Source organism: Paraburkholderia sp. UCT70 (assembly GCF_050434085.1).
Taxonomy (GTDB): Bacteria; Pseudomonadota; Gammaproteobacteria; order Burkholderiales; family Burkholderiaceae; genus Paraburkholderia; species Paraburkholderia tuberum.
Map to the genome: position 1 here is coordinate 12,978 of NZ_JBNPVZ010000001.1, position 26,823 is coordinate 39,800.

The 26,823-nt window shown below is 59.7% G+C and carries 22 protein-coding genes, 4 pseudogenes and 1 other annotated feature; of the genes and pseudogenes, 13 read left to right on the top strand and 13 right to left on the bottom strand.

The window, feature by feature from the left end; genetic code table 11:
* The first annotated feature begins 31 nt into the window (after window positions 1-31).
* Together OKW41_RS00075 and OKW41_RS00080 are read left to right on the top strand one after the other, a co-directional pair.
* On the top strand, window positions 32-946 hold the full coding sequence (locus tag OKW41_RS00075; RefSeq protein ID WP_429571124.1) for a polysaccharide deacetylase family protein: 915 nt from the start codon (window positions 32-34) through the stop codon (window positions 944-946).
* 2 nt (window positions 947-948) lie between these two features.
* On the top strand, window positions 949-1,965 hold the full coding sequence (locus tag OKW41_RS00080; RefSeq protein WP_429571125.1) for an NAD-dependent epimerase/dehydratase family protein: 1,017 nt from the start codon (window positions 949-951) through the stop codon (window positions 1,963-1,965).
* Here OKW41_RS00080 and OKW41_RS00085 read toward each other — a convergent pair.
* The 7 genes and pseudogenes from OKW41_RS00085 to OKW41_RS00115 all read right to left on the bottom strand — a co-directional run.
* Window positions 1,861-2,160 (bottom strand): annotated as a pseudogene (locus tag OKW41_RS00085) (IS110 family transposase); the annotation flags it as partial. The gene OKW41_RS00080 and the pseudogene OKW41_RS00085 sit on opposite strands and share 105 nt — an antisense overlap.
* Before the next feature lie 321 nt (window positions 2,161-2,481).
* Window positions 2,482-3,498 carry an alpha/beta fold hydrolase gene (locus OKW41_RS00090; RefSeq protein WP_429571126.1) on the bottom strand — a complete coding sequence of 339 codons (1,017 nt, stop codon included), beginning with the start codon at window positions 3,496-3,498 and terminating at the stop codon, window positions 2,482-2,484.
* A 13-nt stretch (window positions 3,499-3,511) separates the two neighbouring features.
* Window positions 3,512-5,215 (bottom strand): amino acid ABC transporter permease/ATP-binding protein, encoded by a 1,704-nt coding sequence (locus OKW41_RS00095; protein ID WP_429571127.1) that lies wholly within the window; start codon window positions 5,213-5,215, stop codon window positions 3,512-3,514.
* Window positions 5,216-5,274: 59 nt separating this feature from the next.
* A complete protein-coding gene (locus OKW41_RS00100) occupies window positions 5,275-6,126 on the bottom strand; it encodes an ABC transporter substrate-binding protein (protein ID WP_429571128.1) in 852 nt (283 codons plus the stop codon).
* Between the two features lie 76 nt (window positions 6,127-6,202).
* Window positions 6,203-7,105 (bottom strand): polysaccharide deacetylase family protein, encoded by a 903-nt coding sequence (locus tag OKW41_RS00105; protein ID WP_429571129.1) that lies wholly within the window; start codon window positions 7,103-7,105, stop codon window positions 6,203-6,205.
* Window positions 7,106-7,244: 139 nt separating this feature from the next.
* Window positions 7,245-9,617: an acetamidase/formamidase family protein gene (locus tag OKW41_RS00110; protein ID WP_429571130.1), complete on the bottom strand. Its 2,373-nt coding sequence runs from the start codon at window positions 9,615-9,617 to the stop codon at window positions 7,245-7,247.
* 138 nt (window positions 9,618-9,755) lie between these two features.
* The gene (locus tag OKW41_RS00115) at window positions 9,756-10,787 is read right to left on the bottom strand and encodes an acetamidase/formamidase family protein (protein ID WP_429571131.1); all 1,032 of its coding nucleotides are present in this window, start codon (window positions 10,785-10,787) and stop codon (window positions 9,756-9,758) included.
* A gap of 274 nt (window positions 10,788-11,061) precedes the next feature.
* Here OKW41_RS00115 and OKW41_RS00120 point away from each other — a divergent pair, with 274 nt between their 5' ends.
* The 6 genes from OKW41_RS00120 to OKW41_RS00145 all read left to right on the top strand — a co-directional run bounded on the left by OKW41_RS00120 (window position 11,062) and on the right by OKW41_RS00145 (window position 16,010).
* Window positions 11,062-11,319 (top strand): hypothetical protein, encoded by a 258-nt coding sequence (locus tag OKW41_RS00120; protein ID WP_429571132.1) that lies wholly within the window; start codon window positions 11,062-11,064, stop codon window positions 11,317-11,319.
* 1,379 nt (window positions 11,320-12,698) lie between these two features.
* A complete protein-coding gene (locus OKW41_RS00125) occupies window positions 12,699-12,944 on the top strand; it encodes a helix-turn-helix domain-containing protein (protein ID WP_429571133.1) in 246 nt (81 codons plus the stop codon).
* Between the two features lie 226 nt (window positions 12,945-13,170).
* On the top strand, window positions 13,171-14,199 hold the full coding sequence (locus OKW41_RS00130) for a tyrosine-type recombinase/integrase (protein ID WP_429571134.1): 1,029 nt from the start codon (window positions 13,171-13,173) through the stop codon (window positions 14,197-14,199).
* 333 nt (window positions 14,200-14,532) lie between these two features.
* Complete coding sequence (locus tag OKW41_RS00135; protein WP_090812518.1) at window positions 14,533-14,802, top strand: type II toxin-antitoxin system Phd/YefM family antitoxin; 270 nt, start codon at window positions 14,533-14,535, stop codon at window positions 14,800-14,802.
* Window positions 14,799-15,188, top strand: a complete 390-nt coding sequence (locus OKW41_RS00140) for a type II toxin-antitoxin system VapC family toxin (protein WP_429571135.1) — start codon at window positions 14,799-14,801, stop codon at window positions 15,186-15,188. Before OKW41_RS00135 ends, OKW41_RS00140 begins: the two co-directional genes overlap by 4 nt.
* A 351-nt stretch (window positions 15,189-15,539) precedes the next feature.
* The gene (locus OKW41_RS00145) at window positions 15,540-16,010 is read left to right on the top strand and encodes a hypothetical protein (RefSeq protein ID WP_187638694.1); all 471 of its coding nucleotides are present in this window, start codon (window positions 15,540-15,542) and stop codon (window positions 16,008-16,010) included.
* 26 nt (window positions 16,011-16,036) lie between these two features.
* Here OKW41_RS00145 and OKW41_RS00150 read toward each other — a convergent pair.
* Both OKW41_RS00150 and OKW41_RS00155 read right to left on the bottom strand, forming a co-directional pair.
* A pseudogene (locus tag OKW41_RS00150) lies at window positions 16,037-16,584 on the bottom strand (electron transfer flavoprotein subunit beta/FixA family protein); the annotation flags it as partial.
* A 161-nt stretch (window positions 16,585-16,745) separates the two neighbouring features.
* Window positions 16,746-17,335, bottom strand: a pseudogene (locus OKW41_RS00155) (IS3 family transposase); the annotation flags it as partial.
* Window positions 17,037-17,153 (bottom strand) — a sequence feature (AL1L pseudoknot). Its footprint overlaps the pseudogene before it by 117 nt.
* A 264-nt stretch (window positions 17,336-17,599) precedes the next feature.
* Here OKW41_RS00155 and istA (OKW41_RS00160) point away from each other — a divergent pair.
* Entirely contained in the window at window positions 17,600-19,123 is a 1,524-nt protein-coding gene (gene istA / locus OKW41_RS00160; RefSeq protein WP_312893031.1) for an IS21 family transposase, read from the top strand.
* Between the two features lie 5 nt (window positions 19,124-19,128).
* Complete coding sequence (gene istB / locus OKW41_RS00165; protein WP_429571136.1) at window positions 19,129-19,917, top strand: IS21-like element helper ATPase IstB; 789 nt, start codon at window positions 19,129-19,131, stop codon at window positions 19,915-19,917.
* Between the two features lie 67 nt (window positions 19,918-19,984).
* Here the strand turns inward: istB and OKW41_RS00170 are convergent, their stop codons facing one another.
* On the bottom strand, window positions 19,985-20,116 hold the full coding sequence (locus tag OKW41_RS00170; RefSeq protein WP_429571433.1) for a hypothetical protein: 132 nt from the start codon (window positions 20,114-20,116) through the stop codon (window positions 19,985-19,987).
* A 19-nt stretch (window positions 20,117-20,135) separates the two neighbouring features.
* On the opposite strand from OKW41_RS00170, the gene istA (OKW41_RS00175) reads away from it, so the two are divergent.
* The 3 genes and pseudogenes from istA (OKW41_RS00175) to OKW41_RS00185 all read left to right on the top strand — a co-directional run bounded on the left by istA (OKW41_RS00175) (window position 20,136) and on the right by OKW41_RS00185 (window position 23,213).
* Window positions 20,136-21,296 (top strand): IS21 family transposase, encoded by a 1,161-nt coding sequence (gene istA, locus OKW41_RS00175; RefSeq protein ID WP_429571418.1) that lies wholly within the window; start codon window positions 20,136-20,138, stop codon window positions 21,294-21,296.
* Window positions 21,297-21,311: 15 nt separating this feature from the next.
* A pseudogene (locus OKW41_RS00180) lies at window positions 21,312-22,020 on the top strand (ATP-binding protein).
* Between the two features lie 227 nt (window positions 22,021-22,247).
* The gene (locus tag OKW41_RS00185; protein WP_429571137.1) at window positions 22,248-23,213 is read left to right on the top strand and encodes an IS110 family transposase; all 966 of its coding nucleotides are present in this window, start codon (window positions 22,248-22,250) and stop codon (window positions 23,211-23,213) included.
* A 468-nt stretch (window positions 23,214-23,681) separates the two neighbouring features.
* On the opposite strand, the gene OKW41_RS00190 is transcribed toward OKW41_RS00185, so the two are convergent.
* From OKW41_RS00190 to OKW41_RS00200, 3 genes are read right to left on the bottom strand one after another with little or no spacing between them, the layout of a single operon-like run.
* On the bottom strand, window positions 23,682-25,103 hold the full coding sequence (locus OKW41_RS00190; protein WP_429571138.1) for an FAD-dependent oxidoreductase: 1,422 nt from the start codon (window positions 25,101-25,103) through the stop codon (window positions 23,682-23,684).
* Window positions 25,103-25,459: a (2Fe-2S)-binding protein gene (locus OKW41_RS00195; RefSeq protein ID WP_429571139.1), complete on the bottom strand. Its 357-nt coding sequence runs from the start codon at window positions 25,457-25,459 to the stop codon at window positions 25,103-25,105. Before OKW41_RS00195 ends, OKW41_RS00190 begins: the two co-directional genes overlap by 1 nt.
* Window positions 25,440-26,582, bottom strand: a complete 1,143-nt coding sequence (locus OKW41_RS00200) for an NAD(P)/FAD-dependent oxidoreductase (RefSeq protein WP_429571140.1) — start codon at window positions 26,580-26,582, stop codon at window positions 25,440-25,442. The genes OKW41_RS00195 and OKW41_RS00200 overlap by 20 nt, the downstream gene beginning before the upstream one ends.
* Between the last annotated feature and the right edge of the window lie 241 nt (window positions 26,583-26,823).

Sequence of the window (26,823 nt, forward strand, 5' to 3'; positions counted from 1 at the left end):
CAATCGGGCCAACACCTTCAAAGGGGCAAGCATGAGCAGAACGAGGAATTTCATTGGCTATGGCGAAACGCCGCCCGATCCCTCATGGCCAGACGGCGCACGCATTGCGATTAACCTGAACCTCAACTTCGAGGGCGGCGGCGAGCGTTCGCTCGACAACGGCGACGATACGTCAGAGGGCATGCTGAACGATATCGGAATGCCGGCATATGCGGGATTGCGTAGCCCGCTGGCCGAATCCGTATTCGAATACGGATCGCGCACAGGCGTGTGGCGAATCCTGCGCGTCCTGCAATCTTTCGGCGTGAAGGCGAGCATCCTGGGTGTCGTCGCCGCACTGGAACGCAATCCGGAAGCGGCCCGCGCATTCGTACGGGACGGACACGAGCTGGTTTGCCATGGACACCGATGGCTGGACTATCAGGTGATGCCCGTGGACGAGGAGCGCAAGCACGTTGAGGCGGCCGTCCAGTGGTTTGCGTCGCAGTTCGGCATGACATCGCTGGGATGGATGACCGGGCGGCCGAGCGTCCATACGCGCGAGCTAATCGCCGCGACGGGACGCATCCTGTATGACCGCGACGAACTCAACGACGAACTGCCGTACTGGACGGCAGCCGCCGGGAAACCGCATTTGATCATCCCGTATTCGTTCGAAACGAACGATAACCGCTTTAACGAAAATTCCGGCTTCAGCGTCGCGCGGCATTTCGCCGAATACATGACGGACTGTTTCGACACGCTGTATGCGGAGGCCGTTCATCGGCCGACGATGATGTCGATCGGTCTGCATGATCGCCTGATTGGTCGTCCGGCGCGTATCAGGGGGCTGGTCGATTTCATGCGCCACGCGTGCGCGCACCGCGGCGTCTGGTTCTGCACCGGCGCACAGATCGCGCATCACTGGCGCAAAAACTTCGCGCCGACCAATATTTCGGGTTTGTAGCGATGAGCGACGACAACGGCTCCCGGGCCAATTTATCCCATGCACCACACTATCAAACCGTGCTTGTCACGGGTGCGAACGGCTTTGTCGGCCGGCTCGTCTGCGAGCAACTCCGCTCTGCGCATGGGCGCGTCGTTGCGCTGGATCGCGCGTTCGCGGTGTCCGACTCGAGCGGTCCTCCGGACGCCGATCGCCGGGTGGATGCCGACCTGACCGATCGCGCGATGATCGAGGCGCTGTTCGAAGGCGAGAAGATTACGGCAGTTGTTCATTGCGGTGGCATTTCGGGGCCGATGCTCGCACGTGACGATCCGGCACTGGTTCATCGCGTGAATGTAGTTGGGACGTTGAATCTGCTTGACTGCGCGTCTCGCCATCATGTGCAGCGCTTCGTTCACGCGTCGTCGATCGCCGTCTATGGCGACCATCCAGCCATCGCGGCAATCGATGAATCCGCGGCATTGCTGGCGCTCGATCCATATGGCACAAGCAAGATCGCGTCGGAATTGATTGCCCGCTCATATCGTGCCTGTTCGACGCTCGACGTCGTCGCAATGCGCTTCGGGTCGATCTATGGTCCGGGTAGGCGTACGGAGTGTGTCGTGGGTGCGTTATACGCGTCGACGCTTTCCGGGCAGCCGGCGGTAGTCAGCGCCGCGTCGACCAATCCGCGACAGCTGATCTATGTCGACGATTGCGTCGACGCGATCATCGCTGTGCTCGCCAAGCCACGGCTGCCGCGGTTTGCCTACAACATTGCGACGGGGCGGATCGTTTCGGAAGCGGCCGTCGCTGCACTCGCCACGGCGATCGACGCACGGGTGAAATATCGGATCGATACCGCCGAGCAGTTCAGCGACGGGCGGATCGGTCCACTATGTATCGACGCCGCGCAACGAGACTTCAGCTTTGTCGCGAAGGTCGACATCGTCGAAGGACTGAACCGGTATTGGCACCACCGCAGCGACGAACGGCGCGACGTATTGGGGGCTGATGAGCCGGACTTCTGTTCCCAGTGACTGGAAACGCCGGGCCCAGTGGTGAGCCGAGCTGCAGGCTTCCATGACGACCAGCCCCGGCTTGAGCGTACGCACGGATTCGAACAGCGAGCCGCGCGAGACCTTCGCTCGATGTACCACGCGTCCGTGGCGATCAGCCCCATGGAGCTGGAAGACCTGTTTGGCGAGATCGATGCCGAGAATATCGATTTCCATGATGAACCTCCACACGTCAGGTTGACGTCCGTCAGTGTCTCCCGAAGGGAGGCGTCGGGTCCATCTCATTACAACCTTCGGAAAGAGCTTCGGCGCGTTCGGTTTCTTGCTCCTCTTGGTCATGCTTGTCGGGTCGGTCATGGGACTTCCCTTTCGGTATCGTCTCATGACCTCCGGACACTATATATCTGAAGACTCTCTAGCATGCCGAAGCCGCCCATTTTGGGACACGCAGTGCTTTAATCCGCGCTTCCTTAACTTTCGCCAGACCATGCAAAAGCAATCTGGTGCAAGCAGAACCGGGCGAAAAAAACCGGACCACTACATAGCCAAAATTTCCCTCACCGCACTATCGATGAACTTAACATCGACAGGATTGGCCGCAGGACCGCCCGCAAAATGGCCCCAGACCGACTCGATAGGCCGCAACTGCGCATTAGGCATCTTCGACACCTCGTACTCACCATCTTCCGGCGGGAAATAGAGATCCGTGCGCCCGGGCATCACGATAGCCTTTGCAGTGATGCTGCCCAATGCTCGATCGAAGTCTCCGTTGTAAAGCGAGTTCGCGGAAATATCGCCGTACTGCCAGCTCCACATCATCGACAAGATATTATTCGCATCCTTCTTCAGGAAATCGCCCTCCCAGAACTGGGTAATGAAGTCTTCGAGCGATCCATAGCCCATCGCTTCCATGTCGAGTCGTTGACGCAAAAACGCCTGCGAAAATCCCCACCCGGCAAAGACACGCGCAGCAGCGCGCATTCCACGCGTCGGCGGTGCATCGTAGAATCCATCCTTGAATTCAGGGTCCAGCAGCAGCGGCGCCTTAAGCCCCTCGATAAATACAAAGTTGTGCCGCGAGCACCGCGCCGCCCCGCAAAACGGCAGAATGCGCTCGACCATCTCCGGATACATCGCCGCCCAATGGAAGGCCTGCATCGCGCCCATCGACCAGCCAGTGACGAGCCTGAGCGACTCGATGCCAAACTTCTCGGTCACAAGGCGATGCTGCATGGCGACGTTGTCGTAAAGCGTCACATGCGGAAAGCGGCCGCGGTCATAAGGCGACGGATTGTTGTTCGGCGAACTCGATACGCCGTTGCCAAACATATTCGGCACGATGATGAAGTACTCCCGCGGATCGAGCCCCATGTGCTCGCCGATCAACCATTCATTGTCGACATGGCTGCCGCTATAAAACGTCGGATACACAATCGCGTTGTCGCGCGCCGAATTCAACCGGCCGTACGTCTTGTAGCTGAGAAGCATGTTGGGCAGCGTCGCGCCGGACTGCAGCGCGACGCGGCCGAGATCGAAAGTTTCGAAGTCCGTCATTTGAGCCTCATATTTAATTTACGACGACGTTAAGGAATTTTCGGGTGCGCTCGTGGGTCGGATTATCGATGAGCTGCTGCGGCGTCCCTTGCTCGATCACTTCGCCGCCGTCCATGAAGACGACCCGGTCGGCGACATCGCGGGCAAAGCGGATTTCGTGCGTGACCACGATCATCGTCATGCCGGCATCGGCCAGCCCGCGCATCACGCCAAGCACTTCACCGACGAGTTCGGGGTCGAGCGCCGAAGTGGGTTCGTCGAAGAGCATCAGCTTGGGCTTGATCGCGAGCGCCCGTGCAATCGCCACGCGCTGCTGCTGTCCGCCCGACAACCGGTGCGGCAAAAAATCCGCATGCGCTGCCAGGCCCACGCTTTTCAGCAGTTCGCGGCCGAGCGCTTCAGCTTCGGCGCGCGGCACATCATAGACCTGCCGTTGCGCTTCAACGATGTTCTCCAGTGCACTCAAATGGCTGAACAGATTGAAATGCTGGAACACCATGCCCACCCGTGCTTCGGCGCGAGCGCGTGCGAGGTTATGCAGAGGCCGCACCGTGCCGCCGCCCCCCGGCACTTCGCGATAGCCCACGTACTGCGAATCGACCTTGATCGTTCCCCAGTCGAGCGGTTCGAGATGGTTGATGAGCTTGAGCAGCGTGCTTTTTCCAGAACCGCTCGGGCCCAAGATCACGACCACTTCGCCATGCGCGATCGACAGGTCGACGCCGCGTAAAATCTCGCGCTTACCATACGATTTCCAGACGTTCCTGCACGCGACAAACGGTTCACCGCTATGTCGCGGCGTGCGACTCTCGGCAGGCAGTAGCGTACCGATCCATGCATGATCGTTCGTGTCCGGCTCCTGGACGGCGACCGGTAAATCAACCGGCGCATCGACCGGTTTCATATCAGGCATCGATGCGCGCAGTCCGAACCACGAGAACGTGATCTTCCGGTCCCGCTCGTGATCGAAAAGGCGTTCGAGCCACACCTGTACCACCGAGATCCCGCTCGTCAGGAACAGATAGATCACTGCCGCCGCGCCGAACACGGTAAAGAACTTGAAATTTTGCCCGACGACCTGTTGCGAGCGAAATGTCAGCTCATTGACGAAGATCACCGACGCGATCGACGTCAGCTTCAACATGCCGATGGTGTCGTTGGCGAGACCCGGGATGACCGCGCGCATCGATTGCGGCAGAATGATGCGGCGTAACGTCAGCAATGGTCCCATGCCGAGCGCGGCGGCCGCGGTAGATTGCGAACGGTTCACCGACAAGATCCCGGCACGAAACAGTTCAGCGCTGAACGCCGCTTCGTTCAACGCAAAGCCGATAACCGCGGTCGTGATCTCATCGAAACGCAAACCGATCAGCGGCAGCGCGTCGAAGATGAACACGAGCTGCAGCAGTTGTGGCGTGCCGCGCACGAACCAGATATAACCCCACGCCGCTGAATTTAAGGCCTTGAACCGCGACAGCCGCATCAATGCGAGGCCGAGACCAAGCACCAGCCCGGTCGACATCGCAATCATCGTGATCTTCACCGCGATCCATGCGCCGCCGAGCAGGAACGGCGAGCTGACATAACCGACCAGCTCCTTGAAACCGTCGAGTACCTGAACGCCCGCGAGACCGGCGGCCATCGCCGGGTGCCATGCGAGCATGCCAAGCATGCCGAGGGTGGCGACAACTCTGTGTTTGACACGCAATGCATTCATTTTCGAACCTGATCCATGACGCTAGCGGCACACCGCGCTGTGTGCCGCGCAGGCAGCCTTTATTGAGTAAGCAGTGTGGTCGGCGTTTCCAGCGACGGATCGACGTCGTACTGCTGGAAGGTCTTCTTCTGCGTCTGATTAGCCTGCATGATCTTGAGTCCGTCGGATACGGCGGCGATCATATCGGCATTGCCTTTCTTCACGCCCACGCCGATCTTCATGCCGCTCGTCAGCATGAAGCCGCGCATATAGAGCTGCGGGTTCTGTTTCGCGAGACCATCGACTAGCGCCAGGTCGTACATCATCACATCGGCGCGATGGCTTGCAACGAGACGCGCGCCCGACGCGATATCGGCGGACGGCATGATGGTCACCTCAGGCTTGTTTTCCGCTTTGCATTTGGCCGCTTGCGCTTGCGCCATTGTCAGTTCGACGGTGCCGATGCCTGCAGTCACCGTGCGGCCGCAGAGCTTGGAAATGTCATCGATCTTCTTCGGGTTGCCGGCTGCCACCAGTCCGCCCGTGCCGGCCTGCATATACGTGACGAAGCTCGTCTCCTTCGCGCGTTCTGGCGTGTAGTACAGTAGGTCCCACATCACGTCGATCTGTCCGGCACGCAGCGCGGGCAGCAAGCCCGGCCAGCCGGCGGTGAAGAATTCCGTCTTCACGCCTGCGCAGGCGAACACGGCGCGGGCCATGTCGGCATCCGCGCCGATGATCTTGTTGAAATCCTTGCTATCACGAAACGCATACGGCGGCGACTCCGGGTCCACGCCGATCTTGATGGTCTTGCCCGCAAGCGACGGATATTTCTGCGCCACCTTGGACGGTTCGCACGATTGCGCTGACGCGCCTTGTGCGAGGAGGAGGCCGGTGACTGCGCATAGCAGCAGCTTGATTGTCTTTGACATGAACATGGCGAATCCTACTCAGGTTGAACGATATAGCAGGGAAAGAGGCGGGACAGCGAAGCGGGAATGAAGTGATCTAGCGGCCGAGGAAGTCCATGTGGCTTGCAATCGAACCCGGCGTAGTGATGCAGATGCGGCCTTCGTCGCGCGCGCGGGCAATATGTTCGAGCGCCCGCCGCAAGTGACACAGACGATGCGGCTGTCCCATCAGGTACGCATGCAACGCAATGCCCATCACCAGCGGCTGGCGCACGGATTGCCGCAGCATTTCCTCGAAGTGGTCGATCACCAGATCGGCGAACGACTTCGCGTCCATTTGGCGCGCAAGGATCATCGGGATATCGTTGACTTCTTCCGGATATGGAATCGCCCACAGCGGCTGACCGTTGCGCGTATGCAGACGCGTGGGCTGATCGTCGTGACACCAATTGAGCGTGTACTGGTAACCCGCTTCGGCTACCAGGTCGCTGGTGACATGACTCTCCGAGAGCCACGGCGATAACCAGCCCGCGGGCTGCTGTGCGCTCTCCGCCGCAATTCGCTCGCGGCACGCCACGATCAACGCGCGTTCGTCGGCTTCAGTCAGCGTTCCCTGTCGTTCAGAATTCGTATGGCCGTGCGCGACGAGCTCATCGCCGCGCTGAGCGAACGTGGCGACCAGCTCCGGGCAGTGATCGTAGAGCGCCGTGTTGATAATGGCCGCGGTCGGCAGCGCGAGTTCATCGAAGAGATCGAGACAGCGCCATGCGCCCACGCGCAATGCATACTCGCGCCACGCGTGATTCAGCACATCGGGTTCGGGCATCACCGGACCGATAGTCGGCCCCAGTCCTTCACCGAACGCAAAGTGCTCGATGTTAAAGCCGATATAGACCGCGAGCCGCGAACCGTCAGGCCAGCGATAGACAGGGCGGTTGTTGATCGGCGAATATTGAAAGCGCCCGTGGCCGGGCAGCGCGCGATGTGCGGGAGAATCCATGGTCCAGTGAGTCCTGTCGAGCGGCGCGTACGCCTGTGTTCACGTCAGAACCCATGGTAGGGACGCCAAAATAGCCGCACCGAGCGTGCTGCGAACAAACTCTTGTCCGCACGCGCACCGAAGGTCACCAGTCGCTACTTCACGCGTTGAAGAGCGCCTTTCGGATGATCGCGTGAACACCCCAGTTCCCGTCCACCACCTGTGTCACGCCGAAGTCGACCGCGACCGAGATCAGCGAGATCGCCTCATCTTCGGAGAGGCCCTTGGTCGTCATCAGGAAGCGCCGCGTCTTGATGAACGCATCGCGCATCGCAAGATCGAGGGTCGATTTTTCATACACGGCGCTTTGCGCGCTCGTGCCGAACTCGGCCAGATAGTTCGGATAGCTGAAGCCGTGAAGTACCCATTCGTCGGCAGTTTCGACCAGCGGATAGGTGAGGTCTGCAAACGGCTGGCCGCTGAGCGTCTCTTTTTTATGGACCACCAGTTGGAAGTCGCCGGTCAGCGAACACTCGATCGCGGTGCCGCACAGTTCCGAGTCTCCTTGCGATGCATGCGGGTCGCCAATGGAGAGCAGGGCGCCGGGCACCCCGACTGGCAAGAACACACTCGCGCCGCGCGTCACGCGCCAGTTGTCGAGATTGCCGCCGAAGGTGGACGGCGGAATCGAGTCGATCAGACCGTCCTGCTGTGGCGCGACGGTGATAACGCCGAAATGCGGACGCACCGGGATTTTGACGTTTTTCAGGATGTCGTGATTTTCGACGACCGTAGAATGATCGACCGGCACGCCGGGATAATCGATCGTCGGATGCATCACGCCAAAGGGATCGCGCTGAGGTGTCCAGCGGAAGTTATAGACGGCGCGCGCGCAGGCGGTTTCGCCGGCGTCGGCGTCGAGTTCATAGATGGTGACGACCTCGCGGGGTTTCGGCTCGGTCAATAACTCGCGATAGTGAAATCCCCACCACGCAGCGGCATTGCTGCCGAACACGCGGCCGGCGAATTTCGGATTGGCGCAAGCGCGCGGGTGAATATCGACGATACGCACTTCGAGCACATCGCCAGGTTCAGCCCCGCGCACGGCGACCGGTCCGGTGCAGATATGCACGCCGAAACCTTCTCCCGCGCCACGTCCATAGATGGACGCGTCCATGGGGCCCGCGCCGCGGCGATTGACGTTTTTGCGCCCGGCGGTCCAGTGGAACACGCTCTCGGCGCCAGGATCGCCTTGCACCATGCGCTCCCAGTCATCCGCTGCGTGTTGCGTGAGCGTTTCGATAGTCACCGTGTCGCCGCTGTTCACTTCGAGCACGGGCTTGAGATCGTGACTGAAGTAACCCCAGTGAATAGTATTGGCCGTTGCACGCAACAGATGATGACGTGGCTTGCCGGACTCGCGCGGCGGTTGTACAGAAGGCGCTTCAGGCTGCTCCGCAAAGCCGGTCTCGTCCACCGTAGCTTCATGAACCGCGCCATGCTCGGCGAGTTGTGCATGCACGAGCAAACCCCCGGCGTTGACTGGCAAGCCGCGCGAGATTCGCCGCACGAGATGGCGCGCTAATTCAAGACCCGCTTCATGCCGGAAGGTGCGCGGCGACGTGCCATATTGCTCGCGAAACACGCGGCTGAAATGCGCGGCATCGTTAAAACCCCAGCGAAAGCAGACGTCGGCAATCGAGACCTTTTCATACAGCGGATCGACCAGCTCCGCGCGGCAGCGTTCCAGCCTGCGCGAGCGCAAGTAGAGCGAGAAATTCTGCCCGACCGCTTCAAACAGTTTCTGCAGATAACGCGGCGAGACGCGCTCTTCTTTCGCTATCGATGCCAGCCCGAGTTCGGGGTCGGCGAGGTTGCCTTCTATGGTTCGACATACGCGCGAAAAGATCGCGGCCTGAGATGGCGTGAGGCCGCTGAAGTTGCCTTCCTTGTCGTGAGCGGCGAGACTCGCGATCAGGAATTCCGCGAGCGCGAGTTCGAGGGGACGCAACTCGTCGAGCGACAACGTCTCCACGCTTTCAGCAACCGAGCGCAGAAAGCCCGAGAACACGTGACCGATGCCGGCCTCGCCCGGCAAACGCCCGGCGCGCACCGAGAACGGCGTAAGAAGGCGTGCGTTGATGGCAGAGCGGGGCACGCGGATCACGAACGCGCGGAAGTCGGACGTGAACGACAGGCGGGCCTCCTCACGCGACGACGCGTAAATAATATCGCCGCTCGCAACCTGCGCGCGCGCGCCATCGGCGACGAGCGTCACGCCGCCGTCGAGATGCAACACGATCACGAGACTATCGGAGCCGTCGGCCTTGAGCTCGATGGTTTGCGCGAATGCGGCCAGCGCGATCAGGTCAAAACCGCTGGCTGACTTGCGCGACGTGATGGTTCCATGCAAGGGGCGCGCGGCTGCCTGAGGCGCGCCGCAGCGCAGGCCAAACCGGTCGAGCGCCTCGCCCCATGCGCGCAGGCGATCTACTTCGGCATACGACTCGGTGGTGAAACGCAATAACTCCAACCCTGGCTCCCGGATCCTGACGAACGTCAGTCGACGTGATTCAAACGCAATGTCCGTGCCATCGATAACAACACCGTCAGCGCTGCCGCGCTGCCTGACGGTGCGTGGATGCACCGTTGTAGCGCGCGCACGCACAACTCACGCGCGAGGCTTCTTCTTCGGAGGAAAAATGCTGCGAGGGATCTTGCAGTGAATGCCCTGACGGCCATCGACGACTTGGGTCACGGAGAAATCCGCGGCGACGCTCATCAGCGAATACGCGTCGTCACGCGAGAGGCCTTGCTGCTCGGTGAGCAACAACAACATATCGCGTGAAGCGTTTTTCGTTGCGATGTCGAGATCTTCATCGAAGCCATGGACGATCCAGAAGTCCGGCGTTTCCAGCAGCGGCGAGGGAAATGCGAAGTCGCGCCGCAGCACGATCTGAAACATCACATTGAGCGACGCCTCGATCGCGGTGCCGCTGATCTCGCCATCGCCTTGCGATACATGCGGGTCGCCGATCGAGAACAACCCGCCGTCCACGGCGACCGGGTAATACATGGTCGAGCCCGCGCCGATGCGCCAGTTATCGATATTGCCGCCATGCGCGCCCGGCGGAACGGTGCTCACACGGCCGGCGACATCGGGCGCGACGCCTGCTGTGCCCAGATGCGGGCGCACCGGCACGCGAATGCCTTCCAGCGCGAGTTCGCGGCAGCAGTCGCGAATCTCCGAGCGCTTGCCCGGCACGAGATATTTGCCGGGATAGTCATACGCATAGAGCGCGTGAGCCGTGTTCGAAGCCTGATCGAGTTCGTAGATAGTGACACGCTCTTTCTCGAAGTCGGTGAACAGATGACCCCAGTGCGCGGCGAGATTCGAGCCGTAGTTGAAGCGCGGAATCATTTGCAGATAACGCACTTCGAGCAGGTCGCCGGGCTTCGCGTCCTTCACGAAGATCGGTCCCGTCATCAGATGCACGCCGGGTTTGCGATCGGATTCGGGGATCGTGTCGTAGAGCGCGCGCACCTTGTCATCCATCATAAGGTCGGGGGCGTCGCCCGCATGATGCGTGATCGCTTCGGCACGAACGAAGTCGCCGCTCTCGACGATCAGCGCGGGCGCGAGCGCAGCGTCGAAGTATCCCCAATGAACATTTTTCTGGATGGCAGGCAAGTCGTGAAGCATGCTTTCTAAGCTCCGTAAGAGTGTGCGACCGGTGCAATCGACCGATGACTGATCGTACGAGCGACAGAATAAATACGCTTGGTTGCGTGCGTACAAAAGCTTGTGCTTGGGCGAATCTCGTTGCAGCTCCTCTCAGCTTACGAGGGTCTCTCGATGTCCGGGCTTAGGCGCATCCGGTCAATTTCCGCATGCGTTACAAGAAAGGTTAGTTCGCGTTTTAGTCGATCGCTCAGGCAGCAGGAAGTCGAGCAGCCGCCATTTACGAACATCCGGTTTGCAACACATATTGATTGCAAACATTGGCGAGTTTGGCGGTTCCACCGCTCAGGCGCCCTACGACAAAGAGCACCAGCGGCTCATTTCGCATTCCCACGGTGGTAATCAGCTGGCCATATCAGTCTTCGACGTACGCTTAGAAGATTTCGGCCCCGAACTTGAGGCCGCGCAGCCGGGGGTGAAGAAGTGGAAAGAGGTAAAGGAGCGCATCGGTAAAGCGCCGCCTGCGGGCTTGGACCGTGGTTACCGTGGTTAGGCTGGGGCACCGGGAGCACAGGCCGGATCTTTACTAACGCTGGCTACCGGCCTATCCAGTGTTCGCCGGCGATGTGCAAGCGTCGACCCATAAAGCGCTCGAAATCATCTTGCCCGGGTTCATGATGCCTCAAGGGCCGAGCGCAGTCTGACCTGACGCACGAGTGCAGCCGCTTCACTGTGTTCGTTCGCCAGTCGCTGGATGCGATGGAGGTCAACGACGTGCTCATCGGTGACCGACGCCGTTCACGGAGCCTATCCATTTCGTTTGCCGGAGTCTGCTTTGCGGCTAGCGTACGAGGGGCCATTTACAGCACGCGTTCGCCGATCTGAGAGTCACCGCTCCGAAAACGAGTCGGGCGAACGGCCGGTTAGCACCGTGCAGCCGCCCGATGAGGGTCGGTAACTGAGTGTCTGGAATGGCCGACTACCGCGCCTTCAAGATCGACGGTCCGCCAATGAGCAATCGGAAGGGTTGGAGAAACTGTAGCTTGCCGGTTAGGAAACTGTGTCGCCCCGGGGTAACTGCAACACCAGGCGGACGCGAACAATTGCAATTGCTCGCTGACGCATGCGGTGTGAAACGGGTGCAATTATGATCCGTCGACGGAAACCCTAGGGTAATTGTGGTCAGTTGGTTGCCGACACGACGTAAGCGGTTCAAACCGCGGCGGGATGCTATTCACGAGGGAGCAAAGTCGTTACAAAGTTGACGTTCGCGGGCAACGATGATCCGACGGTGACGAAACCGGCCGTGGGTTGTGCCTGAGTTGACGACTCCCAGGCAAGGTTTCTTTGGTGGGAATCGCCAATCCCAGGCTTCCTTCAGATCACCCAAAAAGTTTCAACTTTCGGTTCGCTCACGTGCATCTCCGGCCACGCAATCAGCGTCACAATTGCATGCCGCATAGCGGAAATATCCGCGAAATTCCGGTCGAATATCGGGTAACCAATTCCTACGCGAATTACGTGGAATATCTGATACAGATTGCGTGGAAGCGTTCGTGCGACGTCCCGGTAGCGGCGCGCCAGTGTAAGCAATAGTATGACTCGCTGACGCGCCAAGTCTGAACACTACAGCAATAGAGTTTCGTCAATAGCGAGCGCTGGCAATGCTCATTGACCGGCGGCAGGTGCGAGTAAAGACGGTGAATCGGAGACCACAGGGTAAAACAGTGTGAGCAATGCTGTTTGAAGGCTGACGGTCCCCCGCAACGATGATCAGATTGACGAGATGGGATTGTACGTAGCGCCTGAATCTACGATTGCTTCACAAACGCGATCGAGATTGCCGAGGCCAGCCAATCGTCGAGGGGTTGAAACTTCGAATGGGCCGTAAATGCCGTGGCCAAATACCGTTGATGCCCCGACCATCTGGAAATGCAAAGAATTTCCGGAAAAACCGACGATGCGGGTCATCTAGTGGCTATCGGCGCTGCGTTGCGCCAGTACCGAACCGATCACGGCTGGTCGCAGGAGGAGCTTGCCCATGCGACCGGGATTGATCGCAGTCATATGGGCCGCATTGAGCGAGGAGAGCGCAACCTAACGATCCTCAACCTTATTCGAATTGCCGCCGCGCTGAATTGCCCACCCTCCAAGTTGCTGCGGTTGGCTGGAATGTAGCAGGGCATGCAGATTTAATTCGAGCCGCGTTGACAACACTCAGCCGCGTGCGTGCGACCGGATCGGAATTACTATTCGGATGCCAAACTGATAGTCCAGTTCTAGGGACGCACCATGAAGTCCAATTGCGCGCGAGCAATTGGATGGAAACAACGGATCGTGAGAGCAGCAGAAGTACGCTTGAACTTGGCTAACGGGGCCTCATCCGCCTCTATAGGTGTGTTATATGCTGCGCGCAGCCCACCTTGATCGAGTTGAACTGGACCGATGGGTGTTTGCTCCTCATGTCGCGTTCGAGCGTGCAATCGAGGCCGGCTATATCAACAACAAAGGGCATCCCTATTCGCGCGTGTCACACGCACGCTACATCACGCATTTCGCCGACTTTTGCCAATACATTCTTGAACGGCAACTTTCTATCCTGGAGATAGACAACACGGAAATAGCCCAGTTTCTGGAGTTGCGCGGGGTGGCCGTTCTGTCCTCGGCAAATTCTAGGTCGCGAGTCCTGCATATTACCCCTGTCCCACTGCACAGAGCGCGATACCTTCGTTACCTGTCGGTACTCGATAGTGTGATGAGACTCCTCGTAGCGAAAGGATTGCGAGATAGCAACCCGGTCGACACCAGTTTATTTCTACCGAGCAGGAACCGCGCCGACATCCCCGACACAAAACCACGTCTCTCGCTCGAAGAGGACGCTGGAATACAGCAATTTTTGTTGTCTCGTCTACCCGCCGAGCGCTGGCAAACTCGCCGCGATGTTGCGATGATTCTTTTTATACTAGGTGCTGGCGCCACAGCGTCAGATGTCCACAACGCGCGTTTCGTTGACTTCGAGATATCTGATACTTGCATCACTTTTCATGGCTGCAACTCCGATGGGTCTCCTAAAATTCTCAAGCTCGATGAATTTTCAGTAGCGCCCGTCCAAAATTGGCTCGAGGAAGCTTACTCGGTGATCGGAGGGGAATTCGCGTTTCCGACACGCGGCTGGCGACAGTTCAGTTCCACGAACTCGATAGGCGAGATTGTTCGTGAGACGCTGAAAGGGAAAACGTTGGGCGGTCAGTCGGTAACTCCGACAAGGCTGCGCAAGGTTTGGTGTCAACGCCAGCTTTTAAAAGGTACAGATCCAAAAGTACTGCAGCGACGGTTGGGACTGAAGTCACGCGGGCTGATCGACCGAATTCGGCGAACGCTACCGAAAGGACATCGCCACAGACCGATCGGGCGTCCCGGACGTCACATGTAGAACCATTTCATTCGACAGAATTTTTCGTGTATCAGAACCGGCTAAAAATGACGTCAGAATAATTCGCTTAAAGGCGAAAAAACGCGCGTTTGCCGATTGGGAAAACTTCTTGTCGATGAAGCACCGGTTAGGAGGCACCTTTCTGTCGAGGCGTTCCAGAACACGACATTTCTATAAAGCTACTACATCGCTTCTGTTGATAATTTATATTATGTCAAATTAAGCCTACTGAACCATGCAATGCCGCGACCTGTCCGTAATGCTGGTGCTTGCCTTTGGCGGCCCATGCCTGCATACTAGCTAACATTCATTAGCTAATACGTAGGTGGTGCCATGCTCACGATCAACATGCACGACGCCAAGTCGAAACTATCAAGCCTGGTCGAGCGGCTGGAGGTCGGCCAGGAAAACGAGGTCATCATCGCCCGCAACGGCACGCCCGTCGCGCGGCTCCTGCCGTTCGCGGCGCCGCGGCGCATCGGCGCCGCGCGGCACCTGCTGGCCGGCCTGGCCGTGCCCGCCACCGTCGAGGCGTTCAACGCCGCTGATGACGCGATCGCCGCCGACTTCGAGGCAAGCGCGCAGCAGGGACTCACTCCGTGAAAGTGCTGCTCGATACGCATATCGCGCTGTGGGCCGCCGAAGGTGCGCCACAGCTGTCACCGCAGGCCGCCAGCCTGATCGAGGACCCGGCCAATACGTTGCTGGTCAGCGCAGCCGCGATCTGGGAGATTGCCATCAAGCATGCGAAAGGCAACCTGCCCGTGCATCCGCGCGATGCCCGCTCGGCGTTCCGCCTGTCCGGTTTCGTCGAACTGCCGATCACGGGTGAACATACGGAGGCAGTCTCGATGCTTCCTTTCCATGCGGATCACGCGGATCCGTTCGACCGCCTCATGATCGCCCAAGCGCTGCACGAGGGGATGCCCCTGCTGAGCGCCGACCCGAAGGTGTGGCGCTATCACCCCACCCTGATGCTGCAAGCCTGACTTCGCCTGTTTGCTTGACACCGGCTCGCTCTAACGGGTGTCGCCGCGCACTCGGGCGACGCTGCATCGGCTTCAGCCGTCGGCGCGCGAAGTCACTGACTTCGGGAAGATGCGCAGGGCACCGGTTGGGCAATCTCATGTTCCTTCAGGTACGCCCGGATGGCTTCGACCGGATACGGTTCAAACGGTAGAGGTACCAGGTGTCGCGAGCCGCTTCCACCGTCTGCAGGTCCGCTGCGCCGGTCATTCGAAGATTAGAGGCGCCTTTGGGAACTGAATTGCCAAGCGTCGGCCTCCAGTCGACCGTCCCGACGTTTGACGCGAAATCGTCAATTTGAGAACGGAGTAAATTTGGACATCTTCTACTACTGGAAAGACTTCGTATCGGATGTAAACGAAGGGCGGATAGGTACACTTGGCGCCGATACTCACAAGCTGGCTGAACTTCAGGAGCGGCTGCCGCGCAAGGTGTGGACGTTCATAACGCCTAAGGGGATGAAGGGGAAGCTTAAGCTTATCGGTTCCATGTGGATTACCGACGAGAGGCCCGCGAACTTTGTACCCAAGTGGCCGCACAACCTTTTCTATGACGCTGCTTCACCCAGGTCAGTTCTCTTCACGAACTCAGGGAGTCCCGAAAAGATTGAGGAAGTCAGTTCCTACTTGAACAACCGGTTCAATCAAGCCTTCAGATCCAACTTTCAAGGCGAAAAAGGTCTTCACGCGATGGAAGCCGACGTCGTCCGCGGTTTCGAAAAACTCGTGCGTGACTACGAGACCGTCCAATTTATGGATGGGATAAAACAGCCACCGTTGCGATGAAGTCAATATTATCGTCCGGACTGCGACATAACGGGCAACTTCAGCGACAACGTTTCCGCGTCGCCATCGACTTCACGCGACACCGTCGTCGCCTTGCCGTCAGCCACCACAACCTTCGACGCGAAAGTCGCCTGCGGCAGATTCGCCAGCGCAGCCGGCATCTGGCCCGTCTGCTTCGAATCGTCGTCGATGGCCTGCTTGCCGAGGTTCACCAGTTGCGGTTGCTCCTCGTCGACCAGCGCCTCAGCAGCTTCGCGACTGCAGGCCTTCATTCGATTCGATCAGAATCGCGCGGTACGCGCCGATCGCCAGCGCCGTGCGCAGCGTTTCCTGACATTGGGCGACCGCCCGCCGACACGGCGGCCACTTCCGTCGCCACGCAGGCTTCCCTCAGATGTACCGCCTCTTCAACGGCGATTTCGTCGAACGGGTTCATCGACACCTTCACACTCGCAATGTCGACACCCGTGTTGTCCGACTTCACGCGGACCTTCACGTTGTAGTCAACCACCCGTTGACTGCCCCAGGTATTTTCAACGCGCTCCTCCGATGACGGGCACCGCGCTGCAGCCATCGATCTTCATCGCGGTACCACTTATGTAGAAAAATCGCACCGCTAGGGTCTTCGTGCAGTCTCTATCTGATCCGCAGGTTGCAATCGACAAAAGGTGAGCTAGAATCAGGTGCATTCTTCACCAACGGATTGCTCACCGTGCAAATGGAAAGCTGGGTTGGGTTCACGAGATCCTTCGGGCACGGCGTCGAACCATCGCTCACTGTCGTGCGTACCGTCTTGCCCCGCACCACACCGCGCAGGCCCATCTGCTTCATCAGCCGCTCGACCGTGCAGCGCGCCGCGACAATGCCTTCCCGCTTCAATTGCGTCCAGACCTTGTCTGCGCCATACACCTGGAAATTTTCTTCCCACACGCGCCGGATCTCATCCTTGAGCATCCTGTCGCGCTGGGCCCGCGGCGGCACCAGGCCTGGATTGACGCGGCGGGCCACATGCGTGTAGTACGTCGACGGGGCAATTGGCAGCACCCTGCAGATCGGCTCGACCCCGTAGACGTGCCGGTGATCATCGATGAACGTGATCATCACTTCGGTCGGCGGTCGAGCTCCGCCTGTGCGAAATATGCTGACGCCTTGCGCAGGATTTCATTAACCTGGCGCAGCTCACGGTTCTCCCGCTCCAGTTCCTTGAGCCGATCCTGCTCCTGCGTGCTTGTGCCCGGGCGCAAACCCCGATCCCGCTCTTCCTTGCGCACCCAGCTACGCAGCGTTTCACCCGAGCAGCCAAATTTCGCTGCGATCGACGCGATGTCACGGATCGGCGTAATGAGGCCATTTCGGGATCGGCGTAATCGAGCCACCAGATGATCGCCGTAATCGAGCCAGTGCAGGATCGGCGTATTGGAGCCACTCGATGATCGGCGTATAGGAGCCACCTCAGGATCGGCGTAATCGGGCCACTTGACCGGCTCGTTGTTATGTCGGGCTGCAGCCCGAAACGCATTTCGAATTTCCGTAACCCGGTACCTTCGGATTCTTTGCCCGGAGGGCCGATGAGTAACAGGAGGTTCGAAGTGTTTGAGTATCGACAGGTTCTGGCGCGTATGCGTCAGGGCGATTCCGACCGCGACATTGCCGGCGCGCGCCTGATGGGGCGCAGCAAGCTGAAGACCGTACGGCAGGTCGCGCTCACCCACGGCTGGCTCGACCCGGGCAGGCCCTTGCCAGACGATGCCGAGCTCGCGGGCATCTTCGGCCGTGACCCGAAGGTGCCGCGTAGCCGCATCTCCACACTCGAGCCGTTTCGCGATCTGTTGCGCGGCTGGTTCGACGCCGACGTACAAGGCACTACGATCTTCAGTGCGCTGCAACGCAACCACGGTTACACCGGCAGCTATTCGGCAGTGCGCCGCTTCCTGCTGCACTTGAAGGCCGAGCGCGGCGTCACCGCAACGACGATTCTTGAGTGGGCGCCAGCTGACGCCGTGCAGGTGGACTTCGGCTCGGGGCCAGCGCTCACGCACGAGTCCGGCATCCCGCTCAAGACGTGGTTCTTCGTCATGACCCTGTGCTGGTCGCGGCATCAGTACGCCGAGATCGTACTGGACCAGACGGTCGAGACATGGCTGGCCTGCCACCGGCGTGCGTTCGAATGGTTCGGTGGTTGTCCAGGCCGCGTCATCATCGACAACGCGAAGTGCGCGATCATCAAGGCCTGCACGTACGATCCCGAGGTGCAGCGCTCGTATGCTTCGGCTGCCGAAGCATACGGTTTCCGGATCGACGCATGTCCGCCACGTGACCCGCAAAAAAAGGGAATCGTTGAATCGGGCGTCAAATACGTCAAACGATCCTTCGTGCCGCTGCGCGAGTTCCGCGATCTCGCCGATGCCAACCGGCAGTTGCGCGACTGGGTGATGCAGCAGGCCGGTGTGCGCGATCACGGCACGACACGTGAACAGCCATTGACGCGATTTACGATCGAGCGCCCGCTGCTCACGCCGCTGCCCGATGTGCCGCCGGTGCTCGCCGTGTGGAGCGAGGTCAAGGTGCATACGGACGGACACGTCGTCTACAGGAAGGTGTTGTACTCCGTGCCGTTCACGCTGGTGGGCAAGCAATTGTGGCTGAAGGCGACCGACACAGTGGTGCAGGTGTTCCACCGGCATGAACTCGTCGCAACACACGTGCGCAAGCGCAAGCCCGGCGATCGCTCGACGGTACGGGACCACCAGCCACCTGAAGCACAGGCCTGGCTTGAGCACGACCCGCAGTGGTGTCTGGCCCGGGCAAAGGAGATCGGGCCAGCCTGCCACGCGGTGATTCTCGCGCTGTTCAACGATACGGTGCTCGTGAACCTGCGCGGCGCGCAGGGCATCGTGCGTATGCGCGAGAAGTACGGCGATGCACGACTGAATGCCGCCTGCGAACGCGCGCTCACGTTCGCCAGCCCGAAGTACCGCACCATCAAGACCATTCTCGACAAGGGGCTGGACAGCCAGCCTGCGGCGGCCCCGGCGCAAACGCCGGCACCCGCCGACACCTATCTGAACGGCGGCCGCTTCGGCCGCGACCTCCAATCTATCCTGCTGCATTGAACATCATGAATCCGAGTCCAGAACTGAATTCCATCCTCAAGCAACTGCGCCTCTCGGGCATCCTCGACTCGCTCGAACAGCGCAACCGGCAGGCCATCGACGGGCAGCTTGCCTACACCGAATTCCTCGCCATGCTGTTGCACGACGAGGTTGCGCGGCGCGACCAGAAGAAACTCGGCGCGCGGCTCGCCCGCGCCGGCTTCGCGCTGGGCAAGACGCTCGAGAGCTTCAACTTTGACCTGCTGCCCAAGCTCAATCGGGCGCACATTCACGATCTGGCCACGGGCCGCTACATCGACGAGAAGGTCTGCATTCTGATGGTCGGCCAAACGGGCGTCGGCAAGTCGCATCTGGCTCAGGCCCTGGGCCACTGCGCGGCCCGCCAGGGGCGCGACGTGCTGTTCATCACGCAGACTGACCTGCTCAAGAAGTTGCACGCCGCGCGCGCTACCGGCCTGTACGAACGCAAGTTCCAGCAGTTCGTGCGCGTGCCGCTGCTGATCGTCGATGACTTCGCGCTCAAACCCCTGCATCCGCCCCACGACGAAGACTTCCACGATCTGATTGCCGCCAGGTACGAGCGCGCGGCGTCAGTCTTGACTTCAAATCTCGACTTCAGCGAATGGGGCGACGCGTTCCCCGACAACCGTATCCTCGGCGCCGCCACGCTTGACCGGCTACGCCACGGCGCCTATCGCGTGGTGATCGAAGGCGACAGCTTCCGCAAGCCCAAACCAATGCCTGAAAACAGCGAAAACGCCGTTGCAAAATCTGGCAAAAAACCGCATTCTTGAGTCCCTTCGAAATCGCGTTTCGGGGCCACTTCTGGTGGCCTCATTATGCCGATCATCACCGGCTCGATTACGCCGATCCGTGACACGCGATCACTTTCCATTGCGATTCGCGGTCGCCCTGGTGTTCCAGCACCATTCGCACAGCCCGCTCACGAACTTCCGGCGAGTACCTTGGGGACTTCTTCTTGGTGTTTTCCATAGCTCCATTTTCTCAAGAAGTGGAGCCTCCGGAAATCCCGGGCCGGTTCACTCCGGGCGAGAAGCTGTTTATCGACTACCCGGGTAACAGGCTGGGCATCGTTGATCCGCACACCGGCGAGATCCGCGAGGCGGAGCTGTTCGTCGCGACGCTCGGCGCATCGAACTACACATATGCCGAGGTCACCTGGACCCAGCAGCTTGAGGACTGGATCGGCTCGCATGTGCGCGCGTTGAACTACATCGGCGGTTGTGTCGAGATTCAGGTGCCCGACAACCTGAAGTCCGGCGTACACAAGGCCGACTTCTACGATCCGGTTCTGAACCGGACCTACGGCGAGATGGCTGCCCATTACTCGATGGCGATCATCCCGGCACGCAAACGTCGGCCCCGCGACAAGGCGAAGGTCGAGCAGTCGGTGCTCCTGGCACAGCGATGGATTCTGGCTCGGCTGCGCAACCAGCGGCTGTTCAGCCTGGACGAAGCCAACCGCGCAATCGCCGCGCTGCTCGTCGAACTGAACAACAGGCCATTCAAGAAGCTGCCCGGCTGCCGCCGCAGCGCCTTCGAGGAACTTGATCGCCCGGCACTCCGGCAACTGCCAGAAAGGCCCTATCAGTATGCACAGTGGAAGGTTGCGCGTGTGGGCATCGATTACCACGTCGAACTCGACGAACACTATTACTCGGTCTCCTACTGCCACGCGCGCGAACAGGTCGACGTGCGCCATACAAAGACAACTGTCGAAATCTTCCTGCGCGGTCAACGTATAGCCGCGCATGCGAAGAGCGAGCGCCGCGGCCATCACACCACGATCACTGCCCATATGCCGCCGAATCATCGGGCCGCCACCACGGAGTGGAATCCACAACGCCTGATCGACTGGGCCACCGACATCGGTCCGCACACCGCTGCGGTCATCGAACACCTGCTTGGCGGTCGCCAGCATCCTCAGCAGGCTTACCGCGCCTGCCTGGGCGTGCTGCGCATGGGCAAGGACTACGGCCGTGCGCGGCTGGAAGCCGCCTGCCAGCGCGCCATTGATCTGAAGGCGCCGAGCTACCGGTTCATCGCCTCAACGTTGAAGAATGGTCTGGAGAGCAAGGCCGATGAGCCCGTCGCCCAGACCGAACTGCCGCTCGTGCACGCCAACGTGCGCGGGCCGTCCTATTACCACTGAAAGGAGAGCATTGACATGCTGCATCACCCGACCGTTGAACGGCTGCACGAGCTGCGCCTGTTCGGCATGGCCGCAGCGCTGGCCGACCAGCAATCCCAGAACAGCATCGATCAGCTCGGCTTCGAGGAGCGCCTCGGACTGCTCGTCGAACGCGAAGCTGCGCTTCCCTGACGCTGTACCAGAAGACATCAACTACCGCGAGCCCCGCGGACTCGACCGCGCATTACTCGCCCGGCTGCTTGCCGGCGAATGGATACGGGCGCATCAGAACGTGATTCTGGTCGCGCCAACCGGGCTTGGTAAAAGCTGGCTTGCAGGCGCGATGGTCAATCAGGCATGCCGTCAGGGCTTCTCGGCCTGCTATCTGCGCATGCCGAAGTTCAACGAGGAGATGGCCATCGCGCACGATAGCGGCGGCTACGCGAAGCTGCTCGCGCAATGGGCAAAGACCGACATCCTCGTCATGGATGATCTCGCCATGGCGCCGCTGTCGGATCCGGCGCGGCGCGATCTGCTTGAGGTGCTCGACGACCGGCACGGCCGGCGTTCGACGATCGTCACCAGCCAGATCCCAGTCGATAGCTGGCACGCCGCCATCGGTGATCCAACGCTTGCTGACGCGATTCTCGACCGGCTGGTTTACAACGCGCATCGACTCACGCTATCGGGCGAATCGATGCGCAAGCGCCGAAATGGTTTGACCACCGAAGACGAGAAGGAGTAAAAGAACTCACACCGTGTCGCCACGCCCACAGCGCTCGCTTTGCTGTGGAATCTCCGCTCGGCTTCGCGTGGAATGCCTGCTCGCTTTGCCGTGGAACGGCTGCTCGATTTGCGTGGAATACGCATCTTTGCAGCAGCCGCTCACCCTCCGAAACAGATCGGACAGTATCTTTGGCCCGGCTTGGCCGGCAGCCCGCATTCGCAAGGTAGATCATCAGAGGATGTTGCATGCAATCGTTTCATTGCGGAATTGACGTCGCCAAAGCCAAGCTCGATTGCGCACTGCGCCTGGCGAATGGAAAGTACAAAAACAAGGTATTCGAGAATGATCAGAAAGGCTTCAATGCATTAGCCGAGTGGCTGGACAAGCATGGAGCCTCGGATGCACATATGTGCATGGAAGCAACTGGCGTTTATTGGGAAGCGGTCCCGGAGTATCTGAGCGCCAAAGACATGACGGTAAGTGTGATCAACCCTGCGCAAATCAAGGCGTTTGGCGCCTCCCGCCTAGCGCGCAGTAAGACGGATCGCGGCGATGCCCAATTGATTGCAGAATTTTGCTTCGAACGCCGCCCAACAACGTGGCAAGCTCCGTCACCTGCAGAACAGGCATTGCGGGCCCTGGTATTGCGCGTGGAGGCACTGCAAACGATGCGTACGCAAGAGAGCAACCGCCTTGAGGTGGCGCACGACGTTGTTGCAGTACACATTGTCGGCCATATTGAATGGCTCGATACCGAAATCAAGAGGTTGCTCAAAAAGATCGGTGAGCAGATTGACAGCGACCCGGATATGAAGGGCAAGCAAATGCTGCTCGATAGCGTTCCAGGCCTAGGCGAGCGCACTATCGCGGTGCTTCTGGCCTTTTGCATACACCCCGGACGCTTTGCGAACGCCCGGCAGGCAGCGGCCTTCGCCGGTCTTGATCCGCGACAGCACGAATCCGGCAGCAGTGTCAAAGGCAGACCCAGTATGTCAAAGCTCGGTCACGCATTTTTGCGTAAAGCGCTTTATATGCCTGCCATGACAACGCTTTACAAGACTCAGTGGGGAAAGCGCTTTCGTGACCGTCTGGCGGCTTCCGGCAAGCCTGCGAAACTCACCATCGGTGCGATGATGCGCAAGCTCGTTCACGTCGCATTCGGTGTTATCAGGTCAGGCAAGTGCTTCGATCCCGAACTACAAAATGCTTGACGGGGACCACAGTATCTATTCTGACGCCGGCGGGGCTCTCGCCGTAGTGCATACCGCGACTACGCCGTCGTCTTGCGTACGAGTGCGGCAGACGGCAACGTGGGTATTTTCTGCGGCAACTTGAACCGGACGTCCTGAGCCGCAGTCCGAGCGGTAAAGCAACTCCGTGTGCCATTCATCCGTGAGATCGATCGCGACTGACGGGTACCGGCTCCGACAAGCGTGCCAGATGTGATACGGATCGACGAACGCGCCGACGCCCGTCACGACTTCGACCTTGCGCGCCTTCGCAATCCCGGCGAACCCGCCCGTCAGCTTCTTATGGCGACTTCCAAGTTAGCGTCACGCGACATCTCGGCAACTTCGACGACGAGCGCCGTGTGCAGCGGCGCACGCTTCTCAGAAAGGGGGAAATCCGATTAGTCTCGCGACACGCTCCGCCTTTCAGGGAGGCATGCCCACACGCCCTCATGACGACTCTTCAAGTGCACTGAGCTCCGCGAGCGTTATCGGCTTTAGTGGGGGCCGCACGCGTTGGAAACCAACCGCAGCAACGGAGCGACATTGCGCAGATGCAAGCAGATTAGCAACGGTGTAGCCGCATTGACGACCCTGACACGGGCCCATGCCCGCGCGCGTGAACGCTTTTAGCTGGTTCGGCCCCGGCTGGCCGAGCTGCGCGGCCAGCCGTACATCGCCAGCGATTACCTCTTCGCAGCGACAGACAATCGTCTCATCGGGCGGCGTGAAAATCTCCGTACGCGGCCGATAGATCGAATCAAGCAGAGGCCGCATCGCCAGCTCATGTCCGAGCCGCCGATGCAGCGGCGCTGCAAGCTCGCTTGCGCGCTCGACTGAGAGTGCGCCCGAGGAAAGCGCGACGCCGGTAGCAGCAAGTTCACCGCGTGTGCACGCGGCTTTCGCGCCGCCGATGCCAGCGCCGTCGCCTGCGACATAGAGACCAGTCATGCTGGTTTCACCCCACGTATCAACTTCGGGCTCAAAGCAAAGTTGTGCTTCGTTCCATCGATGGCTGCATCCCATCGCCTGAGTGAAGTGGATAGACGGCACGACGCCTTCATGAACCAGAAGAATGTCGGCAGCCACATCGCCCGACAGCCCGTTCTCGGTGCGATAGACAATCTGTTCAAGACGGCCGATACCGAAACCGCGAAGGCTACTGACGTTTCGAACAATGGGGAACCCCCTCCCGCGCAATCTTGCCGACCACAGTAGCCCCTTAAGGAGATCATGCCAGCCGTCAACTGCGCCACGTAGAGTCGGAAGGCCCCGACGGAGGGCGCCGCGGGGAGTCGTGTCAAGCCAACCTGCAATCCTACCGCCGGCGTCGAGCAACTGGGTCATGTAGAGCAGTGGCAATGGACCACTCCCGGCTATCCAGACGGGTTGATCGGGTATCTGGTGAGCGTTTTTATGCAGAATCTGCGCGGCGCCGACTGTCATTACACCCGGAAGCGTCCAACCTGGGAAAGGCATGGGCCGTTCCTGTGCGCCCGTCGCTAGTAACACATGGCGCGCGCGAATACTTTCGGCGCCATCCGCGCGGCTCAAAAAGACAATCCACTCCCCGGAACCGGCCGGTTTCCCCGGGCTATGCGCTCGCTCGATCTGCCACACACGCGTCTCCGGCAGGTAGTGCGCACCGCATTCGCGAAAGTTCTGTACCACTGCCGCGCCTGCGCTGTACGCAGCGCCTAACCCTTGATGAACACCACGTCGGACGTTTTCTTCGACGGCGCGCCATATCTGACCGCCCGGTGCCGGCTGTTCGTCTACGAGGATCGTGGTCATTCCAAGACGAGCAGAACGTATTGCAGCACTCATGCCGGCAGGTCCTGCACCTACAATCAGAATATCGAACGTTCGCATCACAAATGCACCTCGCCACTACGAAGATCGTCACTACCGTCTTCTGACTCAGCGACCGCCTCGCTGAGATTGCGGCGACCGTGTTGGCGTTGGATGCGCATCCCGTCGCGCACGATTGTCAGACAGGTCTGCGTGGACGCTACACCATCGACGACAGCAAGGCATTCGAAGCACACACCCATCATGCAAAAAGGTCCGCGTGGACTGCCGCTTCGCGGCGTGGTGCGAGCGACGGGGTTGTCCTCGCGCACGAGGACTGCCGCCACGGATTCGCCTCGCTCGGCGTTCACACGCCTGCCGTCGATCGATACCGTGACCACGGCGTCCTCGGCGGGACTAGATAACTTGCGAAACATCAAAGCGCCTATGATGGAAGAACTCGAAGTTTTCTGGCAGTACGTTGCGCGCGAGAGCATCCGCAACTGGTCCAGCATGAACCGCCGCGAGGGTGATGCCGGAATGACAGAGCGCGATCCAAGCACCAGGATACGTTGAAGATTGTGCGTACACAGGATGCCCGTCCGGGGTGATGATGCGCAGACATGCCCAATGCCTAACAAGGCGAGCCATAGCAAGGTCCGGAAAAATTCGTAGGGCTCGCTTTGTCATCTTGGCAGCGATTAAGGTAGTAGTACCGAGATCCATACCGACTTCCTCATGACTTACACCTATCATTACTGTACCGTCGCGAGTCTGGCGAATGCCGCTAGCGGGGAGGCGCAGAATTGGGTCCAGCCGTTCAGTGACCAGCAGCTGGCCCCGCTGGGGACGCAACGGAACGTCGAGCGCCACCATTGCCCCCAAGGCGGTGGAACCAAGCCCGGCCGCAATGATCAACTGTCCCGTTTCGAAACAACGCGGACCTGTCGAGGTTTGCACATGAACACGAAAACTACCGTCAGGACATGGCTCAATCTTCGACACCGTGTGATTGCCAGCTAGAGTGCCGCCACGTAACTCAATGGCTTGCTGCAGCGCCCGCAACAGCTTAAGCGGATTGCAATGGCCATCGGCAACGCCAATTCCAGCCCCCACCACTTCCCGCCCGAGCCGTGTACCAGGCAGCAGCCTTTCTAATACCGATCGATCGATCATGCGCGAACACGGGTCAATTTTCGGGCTTTGCGCATTCCAGCTCGCGAGGAATTCGGCTTCCTCTTCAAAATCCGCTTCGCTTAGGCAAAAGCGCAAGCAGCCATCGTTTTCATACTCGACATCAATGCCAGTTTCATCGTGCAGCGCTGTTGCGAAAACGGACCAAAGTGCGACGCTCTCGCGTGACAACTGCTGGTAGCGGGGCGCGCCATATCCCTTCCCGTATGCGCCGACAAGACCGAAATTCGCTTTCGACGCGCGCGGGTCGCAATCACCCCCGTCGAGCACCAGCGCACGCTTCCCTCGCCCCAGCATCCCGTGCGCCAATGCGCAGCCGACAACACCGCCGCCAACTATGATGACGTCATGGTTTTCGCGTATCAAGCCCGCCTCTTTTCCTGAATGATTTGGTTAACTCTATGATCGTCGCAGCAAGGCGTCAAAGTCGAATTTCAAGTACGAGGTATTCTCAGCGGTTATGGTCCAAAACGCGGGCGGCCCCCGGTAGGCGATAGAGCTCCACGAAAGAACCGCGAGCGATTTCTCGAGCAACGCTCGCTCACCAGATTCTTCAACGAGGCGTTAGCCATCGCTGAGCGCACGGGCCGACTCTCAGGCAAACAAA